The organism is Mesorhizobium sp. CA7, assembly GCF_020165015.1.
Taxonomy (GTDB): domain Bacteria; phylum Pseudomonadota; class Alphaproteobacteria; order Rhizobiales; family Rhizobiaceae; genus Mesorhizobium.
In genome coordinates, this window is the sequence record NZ_JAIUHH010000010.1 from 69,300 (window position 1) to 91,567 (window position 22,268).

At 64.6% G+C, this 22,268-nt stretch carries 23 protein-coding genes; 13 read left to right on the forward strand and 10 right to left on the reverse strand.

The annotated features are described in order from the left end of the window. Complete coding sequence (locus LB552_RS18460; protein ID WP_095769521.1) at positions 1–282, forward strand: type II toxin-antitoxin system ParD family antitoxin; 282 nt, start codon at positions 1–3, stop codon at positions 280–282. Between the two features lie 21 nt (positions 283–303). On the opposite strand, the gene truA is transcribed toward LB552_RS18460, so the two are convergent. The 4 genes from truA to def are packed head-to-tail and all read right to left on the reverse strand — an operon-like array spanning position 304 to position 3,058. Further along, positions 304–1,059, reverse strand: coding sequence for a tRNA pseudouridine(38-40) synthase TruA (truA, locus tag LB552_RS18465; RefSeq protein ID WP_095769477.1), 756 nt, complete (start codon positions 1,057–1,059; stop codon positions 304–306). A gap of 23 nt (positions 1,060–1,082) precedes the next feature. Next, a complete protein-coding gene (locus LB552_RS18470) occupies positions 1,083–1,589 on the reverse strand; it encodes a GNAT family N-acetyltransferase (protein WP_095769476.1) in 507 nt (168 codons plus the stop codon). After that, entirely contained in the window at positions 1,586–2,521 is a 936-nt protein-coding gene (gene fmt / locus LB552_RS18475; protein ID WP_095769475.1) for a methionyl-tRNA formyltransferase, read from the reverse strand. Before fmt ends, LB552_RS18470 begins: the two co-directional genes overlap by 4 nt. Before the next feature lie 6 nt (positions 2,522–2,527). Further along, complete coding sequence (gene def / locus LB552_RS18480; RefSeq protein ID WP_040984875.1) at positions 2,528–3,058, reverse strand: peptide deformylase; 531 nt, start codon at positions 3,056–3,058, stop codon at positions 2,528–2,530. A 103-nt stretch (positions 3,059–3,161) separates the two neighbouring features. On the opposite strand from def, the gene LB552_RS18485 reads away from it, so the two are divergent. Then, positions 3,162–4,415 (forward strand): DNA recombination protein RmuC, encoded by a 1,254-nt coding sequence (locus LB552_RS18485; protein WP_224609047.1) that lies wholly within the window; start codon positions 3,162–3,164, stop codon positions 4,413–4,415. Positions 4,416–4,713: 298 nt separating this feature from the next. Here the strand turns inward: LB552_RS18485 and LB552_RS18490 are convergent, their stop codons facing one another. Together LB552_RS18490 and LB552_RS18495 are read right to left on the reverse strand one after the other, a co-directional pair. Continuing rightward, a complete protein-coding gene (locus LB552_RS18490; protein ID WP_224609050.1) occupies positions 4,714–5,118 on the reverse strand; it encodes a GFA family protein in 405 nt (134 codons plus the stop codon). A 34-nt stretch (positions 5,119–5,152) separates the two neighbouring features. Continuing rightward, the gene (locus LB552_RS18495) at positions 5,153–6,112 is read right to left on the reverse strand and encodes a cation diffusion facilitator family transporter (RefSeq protein WP_224609053.1); all 960 of its coding nucleotides are present in this window, start codon (positions 6,110–6,112) and stop codon (positions 5,153–5,155) included. 198 nt (positions 6,113–6,310) lie between these two features. Between LB552_RS18495 and LB552_RS29665 the strand changes: the two genes are divergently transcribed. Continuing rightward, a complete protein-coding gene (locus tag LB552_RS29665; RefSeq protein WP_095769470.1) occupies positions 6,311–6,436 on the forward strand; it encodes a hypothetical protein in 126 nt (41 codons plus the stop codon). Between the two features lie 187 nt (positions 6,437–6,623). Then, complete coding sequence (gene sugE, locus LB552_RS18500) at positions 6,624–6,938, forward strand: quaternary ammonium compound efflux SMR transporter SugE (RefSeq protein ID WP_224609056.1); 315 nt, start codon at positions 6,624–6,626, stop codon at positions 6,936–6,938. Between the two features lie 70 nt (positions 6,939–7,008). Here sugE and LB552_RS18505 read toward each other — a convergent pair whose 3' ends face one another. Beyond that, positions 7,009–7,437, reverse strand: a complete 429-nt coding sequence (locus LB552_RS18505; RefSeq protein ID WP_224609058.1) for a DUF6481 family protein — start codon at positions 7,435–7,437, stop codon at positions 7,009–7,011. A gap of 228 nt (positions 7,438–7,665) precedes the next feature. Between LB552_RS18505 and LB552_RS18510 the strand changes: the two genes are divergently transcribed. Further along, a complete protein-coding gene (locus LB552_RS18510; RefSeq protein WP_224609061.1) occupies positions 7,666–8,727 on the forward strand; it encodes an LLM class flavin-dependent oxidoreductase in 1,062 nt (353 codons plus the stop codon). Between the two features lie 27 nt (positions 8,728–8,754). On the opposite strand, the gene LB552_RS18515 is transcribed toward LB552_RS18510, so the two are convergent. Further along, on the reverse strand, positions 8,755–9,594 hold the full coding sequence (locus tag LB552_RS18515) for a helix-turn-helix domain-containing protein (protein WP_224609272.1): 840 nt from the start codon (positions 9,592–9,594) through the stop codon (positions 8,755–8,757). A gap of 138 nt (positions 9,595–9,732) precedes the next feature. Continuing rightward, positions 9,733–10,296: a carboxymuconolactone decarboxylase family protein gene (locus LB552_RS18520; protein ID WP_224609064.1), complete on the reverse strand. Its 564-nt coding sequence runs from the start codon at positions 10,294–10,296 to the stop codon at positions 9,733–9,735. Between the two features lie 261 nt (positions 10,297–10,557). On the opposite strand from LB552_RS18520, the gene LB552_RS18525 reads away from it, so the two are divergent. The 4 genes from LB552_RS18525 (at position 10,558) to LB552_RS18540 (ending at position 14,563) form a co-directional block, all read left to right on the forward strand. Beyond that, on the forward strand, positions 10,558–11,724 hold the full coding sequence (locus LB552_RS18525) for an AI-2E family transporter (protein WP_224532178.1): 1,167 nt from the start codon (positions 10,558–10,560) through the stop codon (positions 11,722–11,724). Positions 11,725–11,871: 147 nt separating this feature from the next. After that, on the forward strand, positions 11,872–12,693 hold the full coding sequence (locus LB552_RS18530; protein ID WP_224609067.1) for an arylamine N-acetyltransferase family protein: 822 nt from the start codon (positions 11,872–11,874) through the stop codon (positions 12,691–12,693). A gap of 3 nt (positions 12,694–12,696) precedes the next feature. Next, positions 12,697–13,695 carry an LLM class flavin-dependent oxidoreductase gene (locus LB552_RS18535; protein WP_224609070.1) on the forward strand — a complete coding sequence of 333 codons (999 nt, stop codon included), beginning with the start codon at positions 12,697–12,699 and terminating at the stop codon, positions 13,693–13,695. Positions 13,696–13,762: 67 nt separating this feature from the next. Then, positions 13,763–14,563 (forward strand): inositol monophosphatase family protein, encoded by an 801-nt coding sequence (locus LB552_RS18540; protein WP_224609073.1) that lies wholly within the window; start codon positions 13,763–13,765, stop codon positions 14,561–14,563. Here LB552_RS18540 and LB552_RS18545 read toward each other — a convergent pair. Further along, entirely contained in the window at positions 14,553–15,572 is a 1,020-nt protein-coding gene (locus LB552_RS18545; RefSeq protein WP_224609076.1) for a LacI family DNA-binding transcriptional regulator, read from the reverse strand. The two genes, LB552_RS18540 and LB552_RS18545, sit on opposite strands and share 11 nt — an antisense overlap. 219 nt (positions 15,573–15,791) lie before the next feature. Between LB552_RS18545 and LB552_RS18550 the strand changes: the two genes are divergently transcribed. From LB552_RS18550 to dnaK, 4 genes are all read left to right on the forward strand, one after another. Further along, positions 15,792–17,387 carry a sugar ABC transporter ATP-binding protein gene (locus LB552_RS18550; RefSeq protein ID WP_224609078.1) on the forward strand — a complete coding sequence of 532 codons (1,596 nt, stop codon included), beginning with the start codon at positions 15,792–15,794 and terminating at the stop codon, positions 17,385–17,387. After that, the gene (locus tag LB552_RS18555) at positions 17,384–18,679 is read left to right on the forward strand and encodes an ABC transporter permease (protein WP_224609081.1); all 1,296 of its coding nucleotides are present in this window, start codon (positions 17,384–17,386) and stop codon (positions 18,677–18,679) included. Before LB552_RS18550 ends, LB552_RS18555 begins: the two co-directional genes overlap by 4 nt. Positions 18,680–18,697: 18 nt before the next feature. Beyond that, the gene (locus tag LB552_RS18560) at positions 18,698–19,666 is read left to right on the forward strand and encodes a substrate-binding domain-containing protein (RefSeq protein ID WP_095769453.1); all 969 of its coding nucleotides are present in this window, start codon (positions 18,698–18,700) and stop codon (positions 19,664–19,666) included. 524 nt (positions 19,667–20,190) lie between these two features. Continuing rightward, positions 20,191–22,107 (forward strand): molecular chaperone DnaK, encoded by a 1,917-nt coding sequence (gene dnaK / locus LB552_RS18565; protein ID WP_140845306.1) that lies wholly within the window; start codon positions 20,191–20,193, stop codon positions 22,105–22,107. The last annotated feature ends 161 nt before the right edge of the window (positions 22,108–22,268 follow it).

Consider the following 22,268-nt stretch of genomic DNA (forward strand, 5'->3'; position numbering starts at 1 on the left):
CTGCCCGACACCGAAAGATGCATCTTCAGCCTGCCGGCGGAGCAAGCCGCCTTCATCGATCAACTCGTCCGCTCGGGCACGTATGCGACCAGCAGCGAAGTCATCCGCGCTGGGCTTCGCGCCCTTCAGGAGCGCGACGCCGCGGTGGAGCGCTGGCTCCGCGAGGAAGTCGCACCGACCTATGATGCGTTGAAGACAAACCCTGGCAAAGTCATTTCGCCTGCGGAAATGGCCCAACGGGCGCGCAAGCGCCACGAGACCCACTCGCAGAAGAAACCGTGAGGCGCCTGATCGAGACCGCGCTCAGACGCCTTCCGGATAATCCACCCCGACAAGAAACAACCCGTCCGGCGGCGCTACCTGGCCGCAGGCGGCGCGGTCGCGCGCTTCGAGCGCCGCCTTGAGATCGGCGGCGCTCCAGGAGCCGTCGCCGACGCGCTTCAGCGAGCCGACCATAGAGCGAACCTGGTTGTGCAGAAAAGAGCGCGCCGAGCTGCGCAGCTCGATGAAGTCTCCATCGCGGCTGACGTCGAGGCGATCAAGCGTGCGGACCGGGCTTTCGGCCTGGCACTGGGTTGAGCGGAAGGTGGTGAAGTCATGCTTTCCGAGCAGCACCTTGGCAGCCTCATGCATGGCCTCGGCGTCGAGCCGCTTCGGCACCCACCAGACCTTGCCCTTTTCCAGCGCCGCCGGCGCCCGGCGGTTGAGGATGCGATAAAGATAATGCCGGCCGGTGGCGGAAAACCGCGCGTCGAAACCGTCGGCGACGACGGCAGCCTTCAGAATGGCGACACGCGTGCCGGCCGCATGCAGATGCGCGTTGACGGCGTCGCGCACCTTGTCGCCCGACCACGCTTTGGCCAGGTCGACATGGGCGACCTGCGCGGTGGCGTGCACGCCGGCATCGGTGCGGCCGGCGGCACGTATTCTTACCTCTTCGCCGCAGAACTTCTCGATCGCCTGCTCGATCGCCTGCTGCACCGAGGGCTGGTCGGCCTGATGCTGCCAGCCGGCGAATTGGCTGCCGTCATATTCGATATCGAGCCGAAAACGCGGCATGTCCTGCGGCGCTTGCCGCTCGCCTAGGCGGCTAAAGCGGTAAAGGCGGAAGCGTAGACCAGCCTGCCGGTCTCGGGCGCGTCGCCCCAGGCCAGCGCCTGCAGCGCCTCGCCCTGATACTCGCTCTCGAATCCTGCGGCGCGCGCATGGGCGTACCCGAAGCGGCCGTAATAGACCGGATCGCCCAGCACCACGGCCAGCATCTCGCCGGCTTCCTTGAGGCGGACATGCGCCTCGCGGATCAGCGCGCCGCCGATGCCGGTGCCGTGGAACGACGGCTCGACCGCCAGCGGCGCCAGCGCGACGGCGGCGAACTGCTTGGTGCCGTTCTGAACGAACAGTCGCGAGAAAAGAATATGGCCGACGACCTGCCCGTCTTCCTCCGCAACCAGCTCGACGACGGCATCACCGCCGGTGACAAGCGCGTCGACCAGGCCGGCTTCCGCCTGCTGGCCAAAGGCATGTTCTTCGACGAGGCGGATCGCCTCGCGATCCCGCGGCGTCGCCGCGCGTATCGACATCATGCTCATGTGAGTTTCGTTCCTTTTTCGATCTTGGCTCCGCGCAAAAACTCCTGCGCAGTGGCAGGCTTTCCGCCCGCCCGTTGAACTTCGACCAGCCTGACCGCGCCTGTCCCGCAGGCGACCGTCAGCCGGTCATCGAGAATTCCTCCCGACTCGCCGACGCCATCCGAGAGCGTCGAACGAAGCAGTTTCAGCCGCTCCATGCGGCCGCCAATGTCGACCTCGCACCACGCGCCCGGAAAGGGCGAGAGGCCGCGAATGTGATTGTGGACTTCGCCAGAAGGCCGCGTCCAGTCTACGCGTGTCTCCGATTTATCGATCTTTCGGGCGTAGGTCACCCCTGCCGTTGCCTGTTGGGTAAATGTCAGACAATTTATCCCCAACTGCGCGAGCGCCTCAACCATCAGCGAGGCGGCTTGAACCATCAGTCGGTCATGCAATTCGCCGGCTGTCATGTCGGGCGCGATGGCGACTTTTTCAACCATTGCCACCGGCCCGGTGTCCAGACCCTCTTCCATCTTCATGACCATCATGCCGGTCTCGGTATCGCCGGCCATGATGGCGCGCTGGATGGGAGCAGCACCACGCCAGCGTGGCAAAAGCGAGGCATGGCCGTTGAGGCAGCCCAGCCTTGGCGCGTCCAGAACGGCTTTCGGCAGCAGCAGGCCGTAGGCGACGACCACCGCGACATCGGCCTGCAAGGCGGCAAAAGCCTGCTGCTCGGCCTCGCTTTTCAGCGACGTCGGCGTCCGAACGTCGAGCCCCAGCCGCTCCGCCTCGCGCTGCACCGGCGAGGGCGTCAGCTCCAGCCCGCGCCGGCCGGCGGCGCGCGGCGGCTGGGTGTAGACGGCCGCGATCTCGTGGCCGGCCTCGGCGATGGCGCGCAAGGTCGGCACGGAGAAATCCGGCGTGCCCATGAAGATGACGCGAAGGGGCATGCCCCTCTATCCCACCATCTTACCCGGCGCCTTGTCCTTGGCGAGCTTCTTGAACTTCCGCACCACCATGTCGCGCTTGAGCTTCGAGATGTGGTCGATGAACAAAACGCCGTTGAGATGATCTATCTCGTGCTGCAGGCAGGTGGCCATCAGACCTTCCGCCTGCATCTCCTGCAGCTTGCCGTCGCGGTCGAGATACTTCACCCGCACCGAAGCCGGGCGCTCGACCTCGGCGTAATAGTCGGGGATCGACAGGCAGCCTTCCTCATAGACGGACCGCTGGTCGGAACTTTCGAGCACTTCCGGATTGATGAAGACATGCGGCTGAGGCTCCTCGCCTTCCTTGGCAAGGTCTATGACCAGCAGCCGCCGCGGCTCGCCGACCTGGATCGCCGCGAGGCCGATGCCCGGCGCGTCATACATGGTCTCCAGCATGTCGTCGGCGAGCTTGCGCAAATCGGCATCGACGCGCTCGACCGGCTTGGAAACCTGGCGCAGGACGGGATCGGGAAGGATGATGAGCGGCTTGATCGACATGGCGTCTCACCTAAGACCTCGCTTGAAAAGCGTCAACCGGGGCATCTTTGACCTGTTCACGTTTTGATCTGTGCCAGGAGGCCGAATCGGTTATGCTGCCCAAATGAACGACATGACCTCCGTCCTTTCCGAGCCCATCGCGCGGCTTGGCGCCACGACCGCGACGCTTGGCCAGGCGCTGGCTTTCGGCGCGATCCTTCTGCTTGCGCTGTCCGTGGCGCTCGTCGTCGCCTTGTGGCGCGCGGCCGGGGCACGCGCGGCGGCGGCCGCCGAAGCCGCCGACCATGCCCGCGATGCTGAGGCGAGGATGGCCGACATCATGCAAGCGCAGGCCGAGATGCAGGGGCGCATGGGGGCGATCGCCGAGGTGTTCGGGGCGCGGCAGGCCGAGCTCACCCAGTCGCTCGGACAACGGCTCGACGCCATGACCGGGCGTCTCGGCCAGACCATGGCCGAGCAGACCAAGTCGACGCATGAAAGCCTGGCCAAGCTGCAGGAGCGGCTGGCGGTGATCGACACCGCGCAAGGCAACATCCAGTCCTTGGCCGGCCAGGTCGTGCAGCTGCAGGCGATCCTCTCCAACAAGCAGACGCGCGGCGCCTTCGGCCAGTCGCGGATGGAGGCGATCGTCGCCGACGGCCTGCCGCACGGCGCCTACGAGTTCCAGGCCAGTCTCTCCAACGGCAGCCGGCCCGACTGCCTGGTGCGGATGCCGAACGGCGCGCCGATGCTCGCCATCGACGCAAAATTCCCGTTGGAAGCGTGGAACGCCATTCGCGCGGCCGAAGGCGCCGACATGCAGAAGGCCGCGGCGCAGGCTTTCCGGCGCGACATCGAGGTGCATATCCGCGATATCGCCGAAAAATACCTGATCCAGGGCGAGACACAGGACACCGCCTTCATGTTCGTGCCGTCGGAATCGGTGTTCGCCGAGATCCACGAGAATTTCGAGGCGGTGGTGCAGAAGGCGCATCGCGCCCGCGTCGTCATCGTCTCGCCCTCGCTGCTGATGCTGTCGATCCAGGTGATCCAGGCAATCCTCAAGGACGCCCGCATGCGCGAGCAGGCGCATCTTATCCAGGGCGAGGTCATCCGCCTGATGGAGGATGTGGGTCGGGTCGACGAGCGGGTACGCCGGCTGCAGACACATTTCGGCCAGGCGGCGCGGGACATCGACGACATCCTGGTGTCGACGTCGAAGGTGACCAAGCGCGGCCAGAAGATCGAGGCGCTGGAATTCGCGGAAGGCGAGACAGAGGCCGCGCGAAGCGCAGCGCCAAAAGCCGAAGGCGGTTCGCGGGTAGCGGACTCCAAGACGGGACAGCTCAGGCTGCGCGTCGTCGAAGGCGACGAGTAGTCGCTCGACGCCGACGTTGGAACGACCGATTCTTCCTTCGCTGGCGAGGTCGCATTCCTTGGAGATTGGCTGGAACGCCGATCACTTCGTCATTCCAGGGCGGAGCAAGGAGCGAAGCGACGCGCGCAGACCCTGGAATCCCATGCCGTGGCGCTAAGCCATTGAGATGAGAATTTCGCTCCGCCGAGCCCCTCACATCGGTCACGGCATGGATCTCCGGGTCAAGCCCGAGGATGACCAAGGCGCGAAAGATTCAGCCAATCGCCGAGGCTTGCGCCAACGGGCCGATCCGACAGTGCTACTGCTCCTCGATGGTCGTCATGCCTTCGAATTCCGGCAGCCAGTGCAACGCCGAGCGGTGCCAGACCTGTTTTTTCGGGACGAGTTCCTCGCGCTGACGCGCCGTGCCGACCCTGATGCCGTAGATCTTGGGCCCATCGCCAACCGACGTCGCGTAAAGATGCGATCCGCACTCGCCGCAAAAGCCCTGCGCCCGCCTGGCGCCGCTCGACCCGGTCTTGATATAGACCTTCGGCGCGCCCCTGGTAATCCGGTAGTCGCTTTCCGGCGCCGGAACCGTCACGCGAAAGGCCGTGCCGGTCAGCTGCTGGCAGTCGGTGCAGTGGCAGATCGAAGTCTTTTCCGGATCGACCTCCGCCTCATAGGCGATCGCACCGCAATGGCATCCGCCGTCGATCTTCATAGCCTTCCTCCTGACAAGTGCGCGTTGTCAAAACCTATCCCTCCTCCGAGGCCTCGGCCATGGCCTTGCGCCGCCGCTCCCATGTGCCAGTTGCCTGCGGCTTGACGAAGAGCCTCGATATCTGCGGCATTTCCTTCTTGAGCCTGGCTTCCAGGCGCTCGACGCAGGCCTCGATATCGGGCGCGCTGAGATGATCCTCGAATTCGATGCTCAAGCCCGCGACGATTTCCTCCGGCCCGATATGGACGCTCAGGATTCCGTTCGCGCGCTGCACCGCCGGATCGTCCTGGACGATCGCCAGCACCTTCTTCTGCACTTCGGATGAGGCAGGTTCGCCCAGCAGCAGCCCTTTGCTCTCGCGCGCCAGGAAGATGGCGGTCGCGCCGAGGATGATGGCGATGCCGATCGAGCCGAGGCCGTCGAGCTCGGGGATTTCCAGAAGCTGGGCCGACAGGATGCCGGCGAAAGCGACTGCCAGCCCGAACAGCGCGGCGCTGTCCTCGAACAGCACCGTATAGACGCTGGGGTCCTTGCTCGATTGCACGGCCTGCAGCCAGCCTTGCTTGCCCTTCTGCTGCCGGAACTCCTTCAGCGCTAACAGCCATGAGCTGCCTTCGAAGACGAAGGAGAGGGCAAGCACGATGTAGTTGACCTTGGCGTTGACGAACGGCTCGGGCGCCATGATGTGGATGACGCCTTCATAGAATGAGACGCCGGCGCCGAGCGCGAACACCAGAAGCGCCACGATAAAGCTCCAGAAATAGAGCTCGCGTCCGTGGCCGAGCGGATGGGTTCGGTCGGGCGGCCGCGCGGCGCGACGCATGCCGTGGAGGAGCAGCGCGCCGTTGCCGGTGTCGACCAGCGAATGCACGCCTTCCGACAGCATGGCGGACGAACCGGTGAGGGCGGCCGCCGCGAATTTGGTCGCCGCGATCGCCAAATTGCCGGCGAGCGCGGCGTAGATCACCCGTCTCGACCCGCTATGTCCTGCCATCCGATCTCCGAGCTGCCCCGCGCCCGAGCCTAGCGGCCCGCCTCACAGACAATGCACCAGCCCGTGCGAGGTTTCGAACCGCGCTGTGCCCGGAAATCGGTTGACAGCCGGTCGACCGGCTTCGCAAAGCGGCACAGCCTCTTGCAGCCGGGCATTTCTCTTGTTTCACTCGCACGCCCACAATCGGAGGAGCGAATCATGGCTAAAGGTGCGATGAAGGCGGGCAAGGAAGCCCGCAAGCCGAAGAAGGACGCCAAGAAGCCCGCCGCGGCCCCGGCTCCGAAGGCGCCGCCGGTCAAGGCGTTGCGTATCAAGGAAAAGTAAGCGGCCGAATTCGGCCGACCCGGCTCAATGCTGACTTTGAACCGGCGGCATGACAATGCTGCCGGTGTTTTGTTGATCGAGGCTACGCCATATCAAAGGGCGAGGACGACCTCGCTTCCCCGAAAACCGGCCGGGACGACCCGCCGCCAAGCATCTCAGGCGATGCTGGAATGACGGAGTGTCTTCGATGTCCTGGATTTTTCTTTTCTTCGCCGGCCTGTTCGAGATCGGCTGGGCGATCGGCCTCAAATATACCGACGGCTTCTCCAAGCCGCTGCCGACCCTTCTCACCATCGCCTCGATGATCGTAAGCCTCGGCCTGCTCGGGCTGGCGCTGAAGACGCTGCCTGTCGGCACGGCCTATGCGGTGTGGACCGGCATCGGCACCGTCGGCACGGCGCTGCTCGGCATCTGGCTGCTCGGCGAGCCGCCGACGATCGTCCGGCTCGCCTGTATCGGCCTGATCGTCTGCGGCATCGTCGGGCTGAAACTGGTCGCCTAGCTCGGTATACGTAGCACAAACGCGTTCAGGGCCGCTTTCGGCGACCCTGAACCATTTTCCTGGAATTGCTCTAGCGGGCGGAGAAGCCCGGAGGCGTGCGGCCGACGCGAGACTTGCGGGCGGCGTAGCGTGCGTCACGCTTGGCCTTGCGCGCGGCCTCATCGGCAAGCTCGAGAGCGATGCGCTCGGATTCCTCGGCCTCGCGGCGCTTGGCCTCTTCGGCCGCCGCCGCTTCCGCGGCAAGACGCGCCGCTTCGGCAATCGCCTCGCGCTCGGCCTTCTCGGCCGCTTCGCGCGCCAGCTTTTCCTGCTTCAGCCTTGCCTTTTCCGCCTCGCGGATGGCGCGGGCCTCAAGGATAGCCTTGCGTTCGGCCTGGCGAGCCAGCACTGTCGGATCATCCGCCGCCGGTTTTGCCTTGAAGCGCTCGAGCAGCGCCTTCTTTGCCTCGTTCGCGGCATTGCGCCGCTCGAAAATGTCTTTTTCCCTGTAGATAGCCAAGTGTACTTCCCTGCAGTCTATTCGCGACGCTTACATACGCGTGAAAGCGCTAAGTTCAAGCGCCAAAACGGTATGGCAGCCATGAAAAATCCGGGCTTGTTGCCGCAGGGATACGGCCCGGCAGCGCGATGCACTGTTCACAGACCGCGCGTCTGGCGGGCAGAACGGCGGATGGTTACCTCTAGCGCCGACAACAAATGCCGACATGAACATTGAGGACGCAACCAGATGGAACTCGGTCTCTACACTTTTGCCGATGTCAGCCCGGAGCCGGGCCCCGGCGCGATCGGCACGCATGAGCGGCTGCGCAACCTCGTCGAGGAAATCGAGCTGGCCGACCAGGTCGGCCTCGACGTGTTCGGCCTGGGCGAGCATCACCGTCCAGATTATGCCGCCTCGGCGCCGGTGGTGGCGCTGGCCGCGGCGGCCGAGCGCACGAAGCGCATCCGCCTGACCAGCGCGGTCACGGTGCTTTCCTCCGACGACCCGGTGCGCGTCTTCCAGCAATTCGCGACGCTCGACCTTCTGTCCGGCGGCCGCGCCGAGATCATGGCCGGGCGCGGCTCCTTCATCGAATCCTTCCCGCTGTTCGGCTACAATCTCGAGGACTATGACGAGCTGTTCGCCGAGAAGCTCGACCTGTTGCTCGCCATCCGCGACCAGGTGACAGTGACGTGGCAGGGCAAGCTGCGCGCGCCGATAAACGGCCGCGGCGTCTATCCGCGTCCGTTGCAGGAAAAACTGCCGGTCTGGATCGCCATCGGCGGCACGCCGCAATCCGCCGCGCGCGCCGGCGTGCTCGGCCTGCCGCTGGCGCTGGCCATCATCGGCGGCGAGCCGGCGCGTTTCGCGCCGCTGTTCGATATCTATCGCGAGGCGGCGCGGCGCGGCGGCAACGATCCGGCCAGGCTCGCCACCAGCATCAACGTGCACGGCTTCATAGCCGAGACGAGCGAGCAGGCGGCCGACGATTTCTACGGACCGCAGGCCGAGGTGATGAACCGCATCGGCCGCGAGCGCGGCTGGGGCCCGACCTCCCGCACGCATTTCGATCACGCGCGGGGTCCCAGTGGGGCCCTCTTCGTCGGTAATCCTGAGGCCGTGGCGGAAAAGATCGTCGCTCAGCACAAGATCTTCGGCAACGACCGCTTCCTGCTGCAGATGGCAATCGGCACCATGCCGCACGCCAAGATCATGAAGGCAATCGAGCTTTACGGCACCAGGGTGGCGCCGATCGTGCGCAAGGAGACGGCCAAAACCGCGCCCGCCATCGCGGCGCCGGTCGACTGAGCGGCAGTCGACGCCGGTCTCCAGATGCTAGGCCGCTGGATGCCCGGCGCCGACGGCCATCATTTCGGCATGAAGCGTCTCGGTTGCCTCGTCGGCCGGGAACATGCACTCGACACGCAGTTCCTGGGCAGCGACGGTTTGCGGCGTCCCGACCGTGGTGACCATCGAAAAGTAGTTGAGAACCCTGCCTTCCCTGACGAACCCCAGCGGAATGACTGGCGTGAAGCCCAGTGCCACCGGGTTTTTCCATTCGTTTTCAACATCCGGATAGGCGAGCAATTCCGCCAGCAGGACCTTCGTCTTCTCGTCGACAACGCGGCCGATGGATTCGCGATAGACACGCTCGAACAAGCTCCTGGCGACATCGGGCCAATTGGCGATGAACGGACGCATGCCTTGCGGATCGAACATCAGATGCAACATGTTGCGCGGTCCCTGGCGGGCGGACATGTCGATGAAGCAGCCGAAGAAGCGCGGCGCGGATTCATTGGCCATGAGCACGTTCCAGTAGCGATCCATCACGACTGCTGGAAAGGGCTCGTGCTGCCGCAGGATGCGCGTCAGGGCGTCGGTAACGCTTTTCATTTCCACCGAATCCCACGCGCTTTCGGAAAACATCGGCGCATAGCCCGCGGCGAGCAGCAATGTGTTACGCTCGCGTAAAGGCACATCGAGCCCCCGGGCGATAGCCATCAGGGTTTCGCGGTTGGGCACGCTGCGTCCGCTTTCGATGAAGCTGATCTGTCGTTGGGAGATGCCGGTATCAAGCGACAGATCGAGCTGGCTTGTGCCGCGCAAATCGCGCCAGTGGCGCAAGAGCACACCCAGATCGGGCGTCATGCCTGTCCTGATATTCGACGGGTTCATGGTCAGCAATCCTCGGGCACCGCCGCTGCGATACGCTTCAATCCGGCTCAAGTTTTGGCGGCGCAGGGATCGTGCCGATCCATGCGCCGCCAATCACGCTGAAGTGCGTCGCGCTCCAGGTCTCGGTTTTTATGCGGGTCAGGCTGCCACCGCGAGCGGAGACCATGCCTGCGCCCGGAAGCGCTCCTCGATCGGCGTACCTGCCATGTTGGTCGTGATTGCCGCCATTGTCGAAACGCCGACGCCGGTCACCACCTCCAGAACTTGGGCTTTCGAGTAACCCGCCGCGGTGAACGCATCGATGTCGGCATCGGTGACGTTTCCCTTTTTTTCGATCAACGTCTTCGTCAACGCCGAGAGCGCCGCGTATTTCGGGTTGGCTGGCAGCCTGCCCTTTCGGATCGCTTGGACTTCGCCCTCGTCGATGCCGTCTTCGATGGCGAATGTCGAATGCGCGGCAACGGTCCAGGGGCACTTGATCGTCACCGCATTGGTAAGCAGCAGGACCTGCTTTTCGATTTCATCGAAGCTGCCGCCGTGAAAACTGCCGAAGGTGGCGACGAATCCGTTGAGAAGCACCGGACTGTTGGCCATAGTCGCCATGACGTTCGGAAGAAAGCCGAAATTCTCTTCCAACGCCTTGAGCGCAGGCCTGGATTTTTCGGGTGCCGAGCCGATCGTCTGGAGGTTGAACCTTTGCATTGTAACGTCCTCTTGCAAAATCGGATGTGATCGCGCGGACGAAGTCGTCGCCGCGCCAGCCTTCTGCTCTGTCGTCGCAAAAGCCTGCCCCGTATTAGGCCTGGCCGGCGCAGCGGCTCAATTACACGTCATGTAATAGCGCGACCGCATGTGCGATGCCGCGGACAGCCGGCTCATGGAACCTTGCCCGGAACTCCCGCGTTTCGCGCAAAAGCCTGCCATGCATTCATTGTTTGGGTGGTGGGCTTGCAAGGGGAACCGATGAAAGCCGAGCCGATCGTTTCGGGCGCGAGCGTTGCCGAAAGCCCTGATCCGCGTGCCAGCGCCCGGGCGGACATGCGCTTGACGCGGTCGCTGGTGATCGGGATCTTCATTCTGATGACGGCGGCGGCGCTGTACTTCGCGCGCGCCTTCTTCATGCCGGTGATACTCGCCTTCCTGCTGGCGCTGACGCTGACGCCGATCGTGCGTTTGCTGCGCAAGCACGGCATCCCTGAGGTTGTCTCGGCGACGCTGCTGGTGCTGCTTTCGATCTTCGTCTTCGCCGCCGCAGGCTATCTGCTCAGCGGTCCGGTCATCGACCTCATCAACAACAGCTATTCGATCGGCCAGCAGCTCACCGAGCGGCTGGCCCCGTTCAAGCGGCCGCTCGAACGAATGATGGACCTCGCACATCAGTTGGAGGCGCTGACGGAGACGTCTCAGGAACCCGGCCTTCAGCAGGTCGCGGTAGCGCCTTCCGGCATCCTGTCCACGGCGGCCAGCAACATCCTGGAAGCAGGCACCGCGATCACCATCGTGTTCGTGCTGTCGCTGTTCCTGCTCGCCTCCGGCACGCTGTTCTACGAGAAGATCGTCCAATCCTTCGCCAGCATGACGCAGAAGAAGCGGGCGCTGCGCATCGTCTATGACGTTGAGCGCGAGATTTCGCACTATCTGCTCACGGTCTCCATCATCAATGTAAGTCTCGGGACGGTGATCGGGCTGGGCTTGTGGGGGCTCGGCATGCCCAACCCGCTCGTCTGGGGGGCGATGGCGGCATTGCTGAATTTCTTGCCCTATGTCGGCGCGCTGATGACGGTCGTGATTGTCGCCGTCATCGCGCTGATCAGCTTCGACACGATCGCCTATGCGCTCTTGGCGCCGGCCTTCGTGGTGCTGTGCGACATCATCGAAGGCCAGTTCGTGACGCCGACGGTGGTCGGGCGGCGCCTTGAGATCAATGCGGTGGCGATCTTCATCGCCATCGCCTTCTGGTCCTGGCTGTGGGGCTTCGTCGGCGCGCTGATGGCGGTGCCGTTGCTGGTCGTCATCAAGGTCTTCTGCGACCATTTCGAGGGCCTGAGCCATGTCGGCAACTTCCTGGCGGCGCAGCAGTCCATGGCCATCGAGGAAGAGCCGGCCGAAAACAATCACAAACCGGCCTGAAGCACGTCGCGCTGAAAAGTCCGAGAACCGCTGCGCACTTCCGGGCGACATGCATTGGCATGTGGCCCAATCGCAAAGCGTGGCCGTTATTTGCAGCGTTGGCGGGCAGTGCCTATATCGGGCCGGTCAAGCCGGACCTGCCCTTGAATGAGCGACTTCGATCTCGATGGCTATTTCGCCCGCATCGGCTATGACGGGCCGACCGACGTTTCGCTGGCCACGCTGCAGGCGCTGCACGCAACTCACCCGCAGACGATCCCGTTCGAGAACATCGACGCCTTGATGGGCGTTTCCGTCGGGCTCGACATCGCCTCGCTGCAGGACAAGATTCTTGGCCAGGGCCGCGGCGGCTATTGCTTCGAGCACAATCTCATCTTCATGCATGCGCTGAAGGCGCTCGGCTTCACGACCAGCGGGCTGGCGGCGCGCGTGTTGTGGGGCCAGCCTGACGATGCCGTCACCGCGCGCAGCCATATGCTGCTGCGCGTCGAGCTCGGCGGCCGCACCTATATTGCCGATGTCGGCTTCGGCGGCCTGACGCTGACGGCGCCGCTGCTGCTTGAGCCCGGGCTGGTGCAGCAGACACCGCACGAGGCCTTCCGCATCGTCGAGACCGGCGACGATCTTCGCCTGCAAGCAGGCATTGGCAGCGATTGGCGCACGCTCTACCGCTTCGACATGAGCCAGGCCTATGAGGTCGACTACCTGGTCGGCAGCCATTTCCTGTCGACCCATCCGAGCTCGCATTTCCTGACCACGCTGGTGGCCGCGCTCGCCTTGCCCGACCGGCGCTATGCGCTGCGCAACAACCGGCTGTCGACAAATCATGCCGGCGGTAGCAGCGAGCAGCGCGAGATCGCGACCGCCGCTGAGCTCGCCGGCGTGCTGGAGAACCAGCTCGCCATCGTCATTCCCGACCCAGCCGCCTTCGAGGCGAGGCTGCGGGAAAAACGCATCGTGGAGACCTGACCAATGACGGCCCTTTCGGTTCTCGACCTGTCGCCGATCACGCAAGGCAGCACCGCCTCGCAGTCGCTTGCCAATTCGCTCGACCTTGCCCGCCATGCCGAGCGGCTGGGCTACAGGCGCTACTGGCTGGCCGAGCACCACAACATGCCGGGGATTGCGAGCGCGGCGACGTCCGTCGTGATCGCGCATGTCGCCGGCGGGACGAAGTCGATCCGCGTCGGCGCCGGCGGCATCATGCTGCCCAACCATGCGCCGCTGGTGATCGCCGAGCAGTTCGGCACGCTGGCCGCACTTTTCCCCGGCCGCATCGATCTCGGCCTCGGCCGCGCGCCGGGCACCGACATGCTGACCGCGCGGGCGCTGCGGCGGAATCTCGAAAGCGCCGACAATTTCCCGCAGGACGTCGTCGAGCTGATGGGCTATTTCCAGCCGGCCGAGGAAGGCCAGCGCATCCGCGCCGTGCCCGGCGAGGGCCAGAGCGTGCCGGTCTGGATCCTCGGCTCCAGCCTCTATGGCGCGCAGCTCGCAGCCCTTCTCGGCCTGCCTTACGCCTTCGCCTCGCATTTCGCCCCGGCCGAGCTCGATCATGCGCTGGAGGTCTATCGCACGCGCTTCCAGCCATCGGCGCAACTCGACAAGCCTTATGTCATGCTCGGCCTCAATGTCTTCGCCGCGCCGTCGGACGCCGAGGCGAAGCTTCTGTTCAGCTCGCTGCAACAGGCCTTCGTCAATCTGCGCAGCGGCCGGCCCGGCCAATTGCCGCCGCCGGTCGAGAATTACGACCGTGACCTCGACCCTGTGGCGAAAACCATGCTTGCCCAAGCGCTGTCCTGCGCCGTCGTCGGCTCGCCGGAGACAGTGCGCCAAGGCATCGACGCCTTCATAAGCCGCACCGGCGCCGATGAATTGATGGTGACGGCGCAGTGCTTCGACCATGCGGCGCGCGTGCGCTCCTTCGAGATCCTCGCTGACGTGCACAAATCGATGTCGAAGGTGGCCTGACGGCGCCATGGCTTCTGACATGCCCATCTGTTAAGGGCAGGCTCCCCGCCAACGCGCGAGCCTGCACATGACCCATGATCTCGACGACCGCATGCATTTTGCCATCGACCTGGCGCGGCGCGCCGGCGAGCTGGGGCTGAAATATTTTCGCGACCTCGACAACCTGGCCGTCGAGAGCAAGGGCCACCAGGACCTGGTTTCCGAGGCCGACCGCGAGGTTGAGCTGTTCATCCGCGCCGCGATCGCCGAGGCCTATCCGCAAGACGGCATCGTCGGCGAGGAGCACGCGGCGGTGACCGGAACAACCGGTCATGTCTGGGTGATCGACCCGATCGACGGCACCGCCAATTTCGTGCGCGGGATTCCCGCCTGGTGCGTGGTGATCGCCTGCGCCAGGGATGGCGAGACGATCGTCGGTGTTATCCACGAACCCTCGACCGACGAAACGTTCTACGCCCGCCGCGGCGGCGGCGCCTTCCTTAACGGCAAGCCGATCAAGGCCAGCAATGCGGCGTCGCTTTCCGACGGCGCCGTCGGAACTGGGCTTTCCAACCGCGCCTCGACCAAGAATGTGGTCATACTCATCAGCCTGATCATGGCCGAAGGCGGCGTCTTCTTCCGCAATGCTTCCGGTGCCCTGATGCTTGCCTATGCGGCGGCCGGCCGGCTGCTCGGCTATCTCGAGGAGCACATGAACGCCTGGGATTGCCTGGCCGGCATGCTGCTGGTCGAAGAGGCCGGCGGCACGGTGCTGAAAGCGGACCCCAAGACGGTGATCGGCAAAGGCACCCGTGTGGTCGCCGGCGGCCGGGGCATCTTTCCGAGGCTGCAGCTGCTAGGCGAGAGCTCCTTCGGATTTACGCGCTGACGCTCTGCGCGAGCGCGCCCAGCGGCCGGCAGGAATTGCGGATCATCAGCCGGCCCTTCAGCACGAGCTTGCGCGGCGGCGCCTCCCTGTTGCCGGCCAGCCGGTCGAGCAGGAGGTTCGCCGCCTGCTCGCCGATCGCCTGCACCGGCTGCGCCACGGTGGTCAGCTGCGGCACGAACACGTCCGACCAGGGAAAATCGTCGAAGCAGGCGACCGAAATGTCTTCGGGGCAGCTGAGACCGATGTCGCGGATCGCCTTCATGGTGCCGATCACCATCGGATTGTTGGCCGAGAAGATCGCGCTTGGCCGGTCGTGCAGCGAAAGCAGCTGCATTGTGGCGTTATAGCCGTCGATCTCGTGGAAATTGCCGCAGCGTATGAGCTCCTCCGCCACTGGCAGGCCGGCGGCCTGCAGCGCCTCGCGGTAGCCGATCATGCGGTCATGCATGGGGGATATGTCGGAGGCGCCGGTGATATAGCCGATGCGGCGATGGCCGAGATGGATCAGATAGGTGACGGCGTCGAACACGGCGCGCTGGTTGTCCAGCACCACCGCATCGGTGTCGACGCCTTCGCAGAGGCGGTCGAGCAGCACCACCGGCACGTTGGCGTCCCCGACGATGCCCTTCAGGATGCCGCCGTCGCCGACGCGCGCCACGATCAGCCCGTCGACCATGCGGTCTAGCAGCAGCCGGATCTGGTCGTCCTGCGTGTTCAGGTCCTCGTCCGTGCAGCACAGCATGACGGCATAGCCGGCGCGGTCGAACGCCTGCTGGATGACCGAAACGACATCGGTGAAGAACGGGTTGGTGATGTGCGGCACGGTCAGGCCGATGGTCCGCGTGGTGCCCATCTTGAGGCTGCGGGCAATGGCATTGCGCTTGTAGCCGATGTCGCGGATCGCCTGCTCGATGCGCTGGGTAAGCTCCGGACTGACGGTGGCGGTGCCGTTGAGCACTGCCGACACGGTGGCCACGGACACACGCGCCGCCTCAGCCACATGCAGCATGGTCGGCGCCGTGGATTTCCGCTGTTTTTTCCGCCCTGACACCGTCATTTTCGAAACGTTTAGCCACCCCTATTTGGCCAAACCTACGCAAACCCGGCATTTTTCGCAAGAATTGAAATGCAACAATCCTTAGTGACCAGATATGCGCTTGACACATTCGAAACGTTTAGATTAGCGTCTCAAACAATCGAAGCCGACGGAGGGAGGCCGTCCTTTGCCATGCAGCGCGTTGATTCCACCACGACTGGCAATGCGGCCGCCGACGGTCCAACCGTCGTCCTGAGCGCGACCGGCATTTCCAAGCGGTTCGGCGGCATTGCCGCGCTGTCCGATGTGAGCCTGGACCTCAGGCCCGGCGAGGTGCATGCGCTGATGGGCGAGAACGGCGCCGGCAAGTCGACGCTGATGAAGATCCTGTCGGGCGTCTATACCGACTACGAAGGCGCCGTGGCGATCGACGGTCAGGCAGTCCGCTTCACCGGCGTCCGCGACGCTGAGGACGCCGGCATCGCCATCATCCATCAGGAGCTCAACCTCGTCCCCGAGCTCAGCGTCGCCGACAACATCTTCCTCGGCCGTGAAAAGCTGATCGCCGGGCTGGTCGTCGACCGCAAGGCGAGCAGCCGCACTGCCAGCGCGCTGCTGCAGCGTCTCGGCATCGAGCTCGATCCCGAGGCGCGTGTCGGCACGCTGAGGGTCGGCGAGCAGCAACTGGTGGAGATCGCCAAGGCGCTGTCGAAGTCGGCGCGCATCCTCATCATGGACGAGCCGACCTCGGCGCTGTCGCCGGCCGAGTGCCAGAGACTGTTCCGCATCATCGGCCAGCTCGCGGCAAGCGGCGTTGCGATCGTCTACATCTCGCATCGCATCGACGAGGTGATGCATCTGGCCAATCGGGTGACGGTGCTGCGCGACGGACGCCACGTGCTGACGCGGGACATGGCAAGGCTGGACGAAGACGCCATCATCTCCGCCATGGTCGGGCGCGACCTTCTCGCTTCCTCCGATCATGAGCGCGGCCCCGGCGGCGAAGCGGTGCTCTCGGTCAGGGACCTGTCGCTGTCGAAGCCCGACCGGCATGGCTGGCGCACGATGATCGACGGCATCAGCTTCGACCTTGCGGCCGGCGAGATCCTCGGCATCGGCGGGCTGCTGGGTTCCGGCCGCACCGAGATCCTGGAGGCGATCTTCGGCTCCAGCGACGGCCGCACCGGCGGCGAGATTCGGCTCGACGGCGTGCCGGTCGAGATCGGCTCGCCGCGCGAGGCCCGCCGGCTCGGCATTGCTTTGGTGACCGAGGACCGCAAGACGCAAGGCCTGCATCTCCAAGCCTCGATCACCGACAATGTCGCGCTGCCTCTGGTCGGCGCGCTGGCGCGCTTCGGCCTGCGCTCGCGCTCCGGCGAGCGCGGCCTGGCACGCGACGCGGTCGGCGCGCTCGGCATACGCTGCGAAAGCATCGAGCAGGCCGCTGGCACGCTGTCCGGAGGCAACCAGCAGAAGGTGGTGATCGGCAAGTGGCTGGCGACCCGGCCGCGCGTGCTTCTGCTCGACGAGCCGACGCGCGGCATCGATGTCGGGGCCAAGCGCGAAATCTACGATCTCGTCTTCAAGCTGGCCGGCGACGGGCTGGCGATTGCCGTGATCAGCTCCGAGCTGCCCGAGCTTCTGCATCTGGCCGACCGCATCCTGGTCATGGCCGAGGGCCGCCAGCGTGGAATCCTGTCCCGCGCCGAGGCCAGCGAGGAGGCGATCATGCGGCTTGCCGCGCCAAGACTTGCCACACCAAGACGGGCAGCGAGACCAGCCGCATGAACCTTATCAGCCTTGTTTCCCGCACCAAGCTGTACTGGGGGCTGATCGCCATCTTCATGATCGGCGTGTTCGGCTCGCCGATCAGCTCCAAGGGCAACAACATCTTCCTGTCCTACGGCAACCTGCTCGACGTGCTGCGCCAGGTGTCGACCACCGGCCTCATCGCCACCGGCATGACGGCGGTGATCCTGACCGGCGGCATCGATCTTTCCGTCGGCTCGCTGATGGCGATCTGCTCGGTCGTCTGCGCCATGCTGCTCACCGTGCCGGGTGTCACGCCGTCGGCGGCGCTCGGCGTGCCGACGACCGCGCTGGCGGCGCTTTGCCTCGGCGTGCTGGCCACCCGCTTCATCCTGCTCAACATCGAGAAATCCCGCGCCGGGGCGGAAGCCGGGCGCGACGCGCGACTGGACAAGGCGCGCGGGCTGATCATTCCGGGCGTCGTCGGCGTGGCGCTGTGCTGCCTTTCGCTGTGGTACCTGCTGCCGCAGGTCGAGACCAAGTTCGGCGTGCTCGGCGTGCTGCTGGTGGCGCCTTGCGTCGGCCTTCTGTTCGGCACCATCAACGGCTTCATTATCGTCGCCGGCCGGCTGCAGCCGTTCATCGTCACGCTGGCGATGATGGTGACGGCGCTCGGCATCGCCAGGCTTACCGCCGGCCAGAACAACGCGGTGCTGCCGGTCTATACCGGCTCCAACGCCACCGCCGATTTCGAGATCCTGCGCTCGCTGGTGTTCGGCATCGTGCCGATGCCGGGCCTGTTCTTCCTCGGCGCGGTGGTGATCTACGGCGCGGTGCTGCGCTTCACCCCCTTCGGCCGCTATGTCTACGCCATCGGCGGCAATGAGGAGGCGGCGCGGCTTTCCGGCATCGCCGCCGGTCGCGTCAAGATCGCCACCTATGCGGTGTCGGGCCTGCTCGCCGGCATCGCGGCGGTGCTCTACGTGGCGCAATACCGCCAAGGCAAGCCCGATGCCGGCGCCGGGCTGGAGCTCGATGCCATCGCCGCCGTGGTCATCGGCGGCACCAGCCTGATGGGCGGGCGCGGCAGCCTTGTCGGCACCTTCTGCGGCGTGCTGATCTTCGGCCTGCTGTCAAACATCTTGCAGCTGCACAACATCAATTCGAACCTTCAGCTGGTTCTGAAGGGGGCGATCATCATCGGCACCGTGCTCGTGCAGGAGCGCAACGCCGGCGATCTTCTCAGCTATCTGCGCCTGCCCGGCGGACGGGCGGCGCAAAAGGAAACGGCCGCGGCAAAGCGGCCGTCACAGGAGACCTCGTCTCTATAATCCGGAGGAAACAGGACCATGAAACGACGTGATATGCTGAAGCTCGCCACCTTCGCGGCGGCGCTTGTGACGACCACCGCGCTCTTTTCCGGCAACCATGCCTTTGCCCAGGACAAGAAGTGGAAGATCGGCTTCTCGCAGGTGACGACCATCGAGCCCTGGCGCGCCCAGTTCAACAAGGACATCATCGCGGAAGCCGCCAAGCACCCGGAGGTCGAGCTGATCATCACCGACGGCGAGGACAAGACCGAAAAGCAGGTCGCCGACGTCGAGAACCTGATCCGCCAGGAGGTCGACGCGCTGCTGGTCTCACCGAAGGAATCGGCCGGCCTGACCGGCGTGGTGCAGCAGGCGATCGACGCCAAGATCCCGGTCTTCGTGCTCGACCGCAATGTCGAAACCAAGGACTACACGCAGTTCGTCGGCGGCGACAACAAGCTGATCGGCCGGGCGGCTGGCGAATATGCCGTCGAGCTCCTGGGCGGCAAGGGCAAGGCGGCCGGCAACGTCGTCGAGATCTGGGGCGGTATGGGCACGCAGCCGGCGCATGACCGCCATGACGGCTTCCATGAATTCACCGACAAGGAGCCGGGCATCAAGTACCTGCTCGACCAGCAGTCGGGCGACTGGAAGCAGGACCAGGCCTATAACATCATGGCCAACGCGCTGAAGACCAACGAGAAGATCGATCTCGTCTACGGCCACAACGATCCGATGGCCTATGGCGCCTATCTCGCGGCCAAGGACGTCGGGCGCGAGAAGGACATCAAGTTCATCGGCATCGACGGCCTGCCCAACGAAGGCGTGCAGATGGTGAACAAGGGCGAGCTGACCGCGACCTTCACTTATGTCACGCCGGGCGCCGAGGGCCTGCGCCAGGCGATCAAGTTCCTGAAAGGGGAGAAGGTCGAGAAGACCATCACGCTGCCGACGGAAAAGATCACCAAGGACAACGCCGCCAAGATCCTGAAGGACAACGGGCTCTAGGTTCTGTTTTTGAGGCAATTCCGAACGGAAAACCGCTGCGGCTTTTCCTGGAATTGCTTGAAGTCCGCAACCCCCTGCCGGGCTACGCGCCCGGCAGGGCTTTGCCCGAATGCCAGGCGCTCCCCACAGCTTGCCGCCGGATGCGCGAAGCGTCGCCGCCATGCTGATTTTCCGCTCTTTCGCGACCGAAAGTCACGCCCGAAACAGCAGGTCCCGACCTCGACGGTCGGCAGATCTGTGTGCTCTAAGCGGCGCCGCTATAAAAAAACCAAGCCAGAACAGTGAGATAGGTCGACCTCAGACCGGCTCGGGCGCAGAGCGCTGCGGGTCTCTTCCGGGTCGCTGCCGAGACGACGGACAGCTTGCGCAGGATGCTTGCGCCTTGTGTCGCCTGTTCTTATATACGCGCCAGCCGTCCAGCCCTAAAAAGCGGGGACCATGACGGGATTTCTTGTGAACAGGGGCTTTCGTCGGAACGCCTTTTGAAGGGTCCAGAGAGCCTGCTTAGAGGAGAGATTAGAACAATGGCAAAAGTTATCGGTATCGATCTCGGCACCACCAACTCGTGTATCGCCATCATGGATGGCAAGGACCCCAAGGTGATCGAGAATGCTGAAGGCGCGCGCACGACGCCTTCCATCGTCGCCATTTCGAGCGACGGCGAACGTCTCGTCGGCCAGCCGGCCAAGCGCCAGGCGGTCACCAATCCGGAAAACACCATCTTCGCGGTCAAGCGCCTGATCGGCCGCCGCTATGACGACCCGGTGACGGAGAAGGACAAGAAGCTTGTCCCGTACAAGATCGTCAAGGGCGACAATGGCGACGCCTGGGTCGAGGCCGGCGGCAAGAAGCAGTCGCCCAGCCAGATCTCGGCCATGATCCTGCAGAAGATGAAGGAGACGGCGGAAGCCTATCTCGGCGAGAAGGTCGAGAAGGCGGTCATCACCGTTCCGGCCTATTTCAACGACGCCCAGCGCCAGGCGACCAAGGACGCCGGCAGGATCGCTGGCCTCGAGGTGCTGCGCATCATCAATGAGCCGACGGCCGCCGCACTTGCCTATGGCCTGGAGAAGAAGGACGGCAAGACCATCGCCGTCTATGACCTTGGCGGCGGCACCTTCGATATTTCCGTGCTGGAGATCGGCGACGGCGTCTTCGAGGTGAAGTCGACCAATGGCGACACCTTCCTCGGCGGCGAGGACTTCGACATGCGCCTCGTCGAGTACCTGGCGGCCGAGTTCAAGAAGGAGCAGGGCATCGACCTCAAGGCCGACAAGCTCGCGCTGCAGCGCCTCAAGGAGGCCGCCGAAAAGGCCAAGATCGAGCTGTCGTCGACGACGCAGACCGAGATCAACCTGCCCTTCATCACCGCCGATGCCAGCGGCCCGAAGCACCTGACGATGAAGCTCACCCGGGCGAAGTTCGAAAGCCTGGTCGAGGATCTCGTGCAGCGCACCATCGACCCCTGCAAGGCGGCGCTCAAGGATGCCGGCCTGAAGGCGGGCGAGATCGACGAGGTGGTGCTGGTCGGCGGCATGACCCGCATGCCCAAGATCCAGGAGATCGTGAAGCAGTTCTTCGGCAAGGAGCCGCACAAGGGCGTCAACCCGGATGAGGTCGTGGCGCTCGGCGCCGCCATCCAGGCCGGCGTGCTGCAGGGCGACGTCAAGGACGTGCTGCTGCTCGACGTGACGCCGCTGTCGCTGGGCATCGAGACGCTGGGTGGCGTGTTCACCCGGCTGATCGAGCGCAACACCACGATCCCGACCAAGAAGAGCCAGACTTTCTCGACCGCCGAGGATTCGCAGTCGGCGGTGACGATCCGCGTCTTCCAGGGCGAGCGCGAGATGGCGGCCGACAACAAGATGCTCGGTCAGTTCGACCTGGTCGGCATCCCGCCGGCCCCGCGCGGCGTGCCGCAGATCGAGGTCACGTTCGACATCGACGCCAACGGCATCGTCAACGTCTCGGCCAAGGACAAGGGCACCGGCAAGGAGCACCAGATCCGCATCCAGGCTTCGGGCGGTCTGTCCGACGCCGACATCGAGAAGATGGTGAAGGACGCCGAGGCCAATGCCGACGCGGACAAGAAGCGCCGTGCCCTCGTCGAGGCCCGCAACCAGGCCGAAGCGCTGGTGCATTCGTCCGAGAAGTCGCTGAAGGACTATGGCGACAAGGTCTCAGAGGCTGACCGCACCGCGATCTCGGATGCGATCGCCGCGCTGAAGACCGCAGCCGAGGGCGACGACCCGGCCGACATCGAGGCCAAGTCGCAGTCGCTCGCCGAAGTGTCGATGAAGCTCGGCCAGGCCATGTACGAGGCCTCGCAGAAGGAAGCGGCCGAAGCCGACGCCAAGGCGGACGCCGCCAAGGATTCGGACGTGGTCGATGCCGACTTCGAGGAAATCGACGAAGACGACGAGAAGAAGAAGTCGGCCTGAGCCGGCTGACGGCGGATCATGCGAAAAGCCCGGCGGAAGGCCGGGCTTTTTTGCAACCCCAGTCGAAAAAGTGAAAGAAAAACCCGGAGCGGCCCGGCTTAGTACTAGCATCCGGGAAACATCGCTCCTAAATCCAAGAACGTGCCGGCAAACGTCGCCAA

Coding starts and splice junctions, on each gene's coding strand:
- truA (WP_095769477.1), bottom strand. CDS start 1,059: ATGCCGCGTTTTCGGCTCGATATCGAATATGACGGCAGCCAATTCGCC.
- LB552_RS18470 (WP_095769476.1), bottom strand. CDS start 1,589: ATGAGCATGATGTCGATACGCGCGGCGACGCCGCGGGATCGCGAGGCG.
- fmt (WP_095769475.1), bottom strand. CDS start 2,521: ATGCCCCTTCGCGTCATCTTCATGGGCACGCCGGATTTCTCCGTGCCG.
- def (WP_040984875.1), bottom strand. CDS start 3,058: ATGTCGATCAAGCCGCTCATCATCCTTCCCGATCCCGTCCTGCGCCAG.
- LB552_RS18485 (WP_224609047.1), top strand. CDS start 3,162: ATGAACGACATGACCTCCGTCCTTTCCGAGCCCATCGCGCGGCTTGGC.
- LB552_RS18490 (WP_224609050.1), bottom strand. CDS start 5,118: ATGAAGATCGACGGCGGATGCCATTGCGGTGCGATCGCCTATGAGGCG.
- LB552_RS18495 (WP_224609053.1), bottom strand. CDS start 6,112: ATGGCAGGACATAGCGGGTCGAGACGGGTGATCTACGCCGCGCTCGCC.
- LB552_RS29665 (WP_095769470.1), top strand. CDS start 6,311: ATGGCTAAAGGTGCGATGAAGGCGGGCAAGGAAGCCCGCAAGCCGAAG.
- sugE (WP_224609056.1), top strand. CDS start 6,624: ATGTCCTGGATTTTTCTTTTCTTCGCCGGCCTGTTCGAGATCGGCTGG.
- LB552_RS18510 (WP_224609061.1), top strand. CDS start 7,666: ATGGAACTCGGTCTCTACACTTTTGCCGATGTCAGCCCGGAGCCGGGC.
- LB552_RS18515 (WP_224609272.1), bottom strand. CDS start 9,594: ATGAACCCGTCGAATATCAGGACAGGCATGACGCCCGATCTGGGTGTG.
- LB552_RS18520 (WP_224609064.1), bottom strand. CDS start 10,296: ATGCAAAGGTTCAACCTCCAGACGATCGGCTCGGCACCCGAAAAATCC.
- LB552_RS18525 (WP_224532178.1), top strand. CDS start 10,558: ATGAAAGCCGAGCCGATCGTTTCGGGCGCGAGCGTTGCCGAAAGCCCT.
- LB552_RS18530 (WP_224609067.1), top strand. CDS start 11,872: ATGAGCGACTTCGATCTCGATGGCTATTTCGCCCGCATCGGCTATGAC.
- LB552_RS18535 (WP_224609070.1), top strand. CDS start 12,697: ATGACGGCCCTTTCGGTTCTCGACCTGTCGCCGATCACGCAAGGCAGC.
- LB552_RS18540 (WP_224609073.1), top strand. CDS start 13,763: ATGACCCATGATCTCGACGACCGCATGCATTTTGCCATCGACCTGGCG.
- LB552_RS18545 (WP_224609076.1), bottom strand. CDS start 15,572: ATGCTGCATGTGGCTGAGGCGGCGCGTGTGTCCGTGGCCACCGTGTCG.
- LB552_RS18550 (WP_224609078.1), top strand. CDS start 15,792: ATGCAGCGCGTTGATTCCACCACGACTGGCAATGCGGCCGCCGACGGT.
- LB552_RS18555 (WP_224609081.1), top strand. CDS start 17,384: ATGAACCTTATCAGCCTTGTTTCCCGCACCAAGCTGTACTGGGGGCTG.
- LB552_RS18560 (WP_095769453.1), top strand. CDS start 18,698: ATGAAACGACGTGATATGCTGAAGCTCGCCACCTTCGCGGCGGCGCTT.
- dnaK (WP_140845306.1), top strand. CDS start 20,191: ATGGCAAAAGTTATCGGTATCGATCTCGGCACCACCAACTCGTGTATC.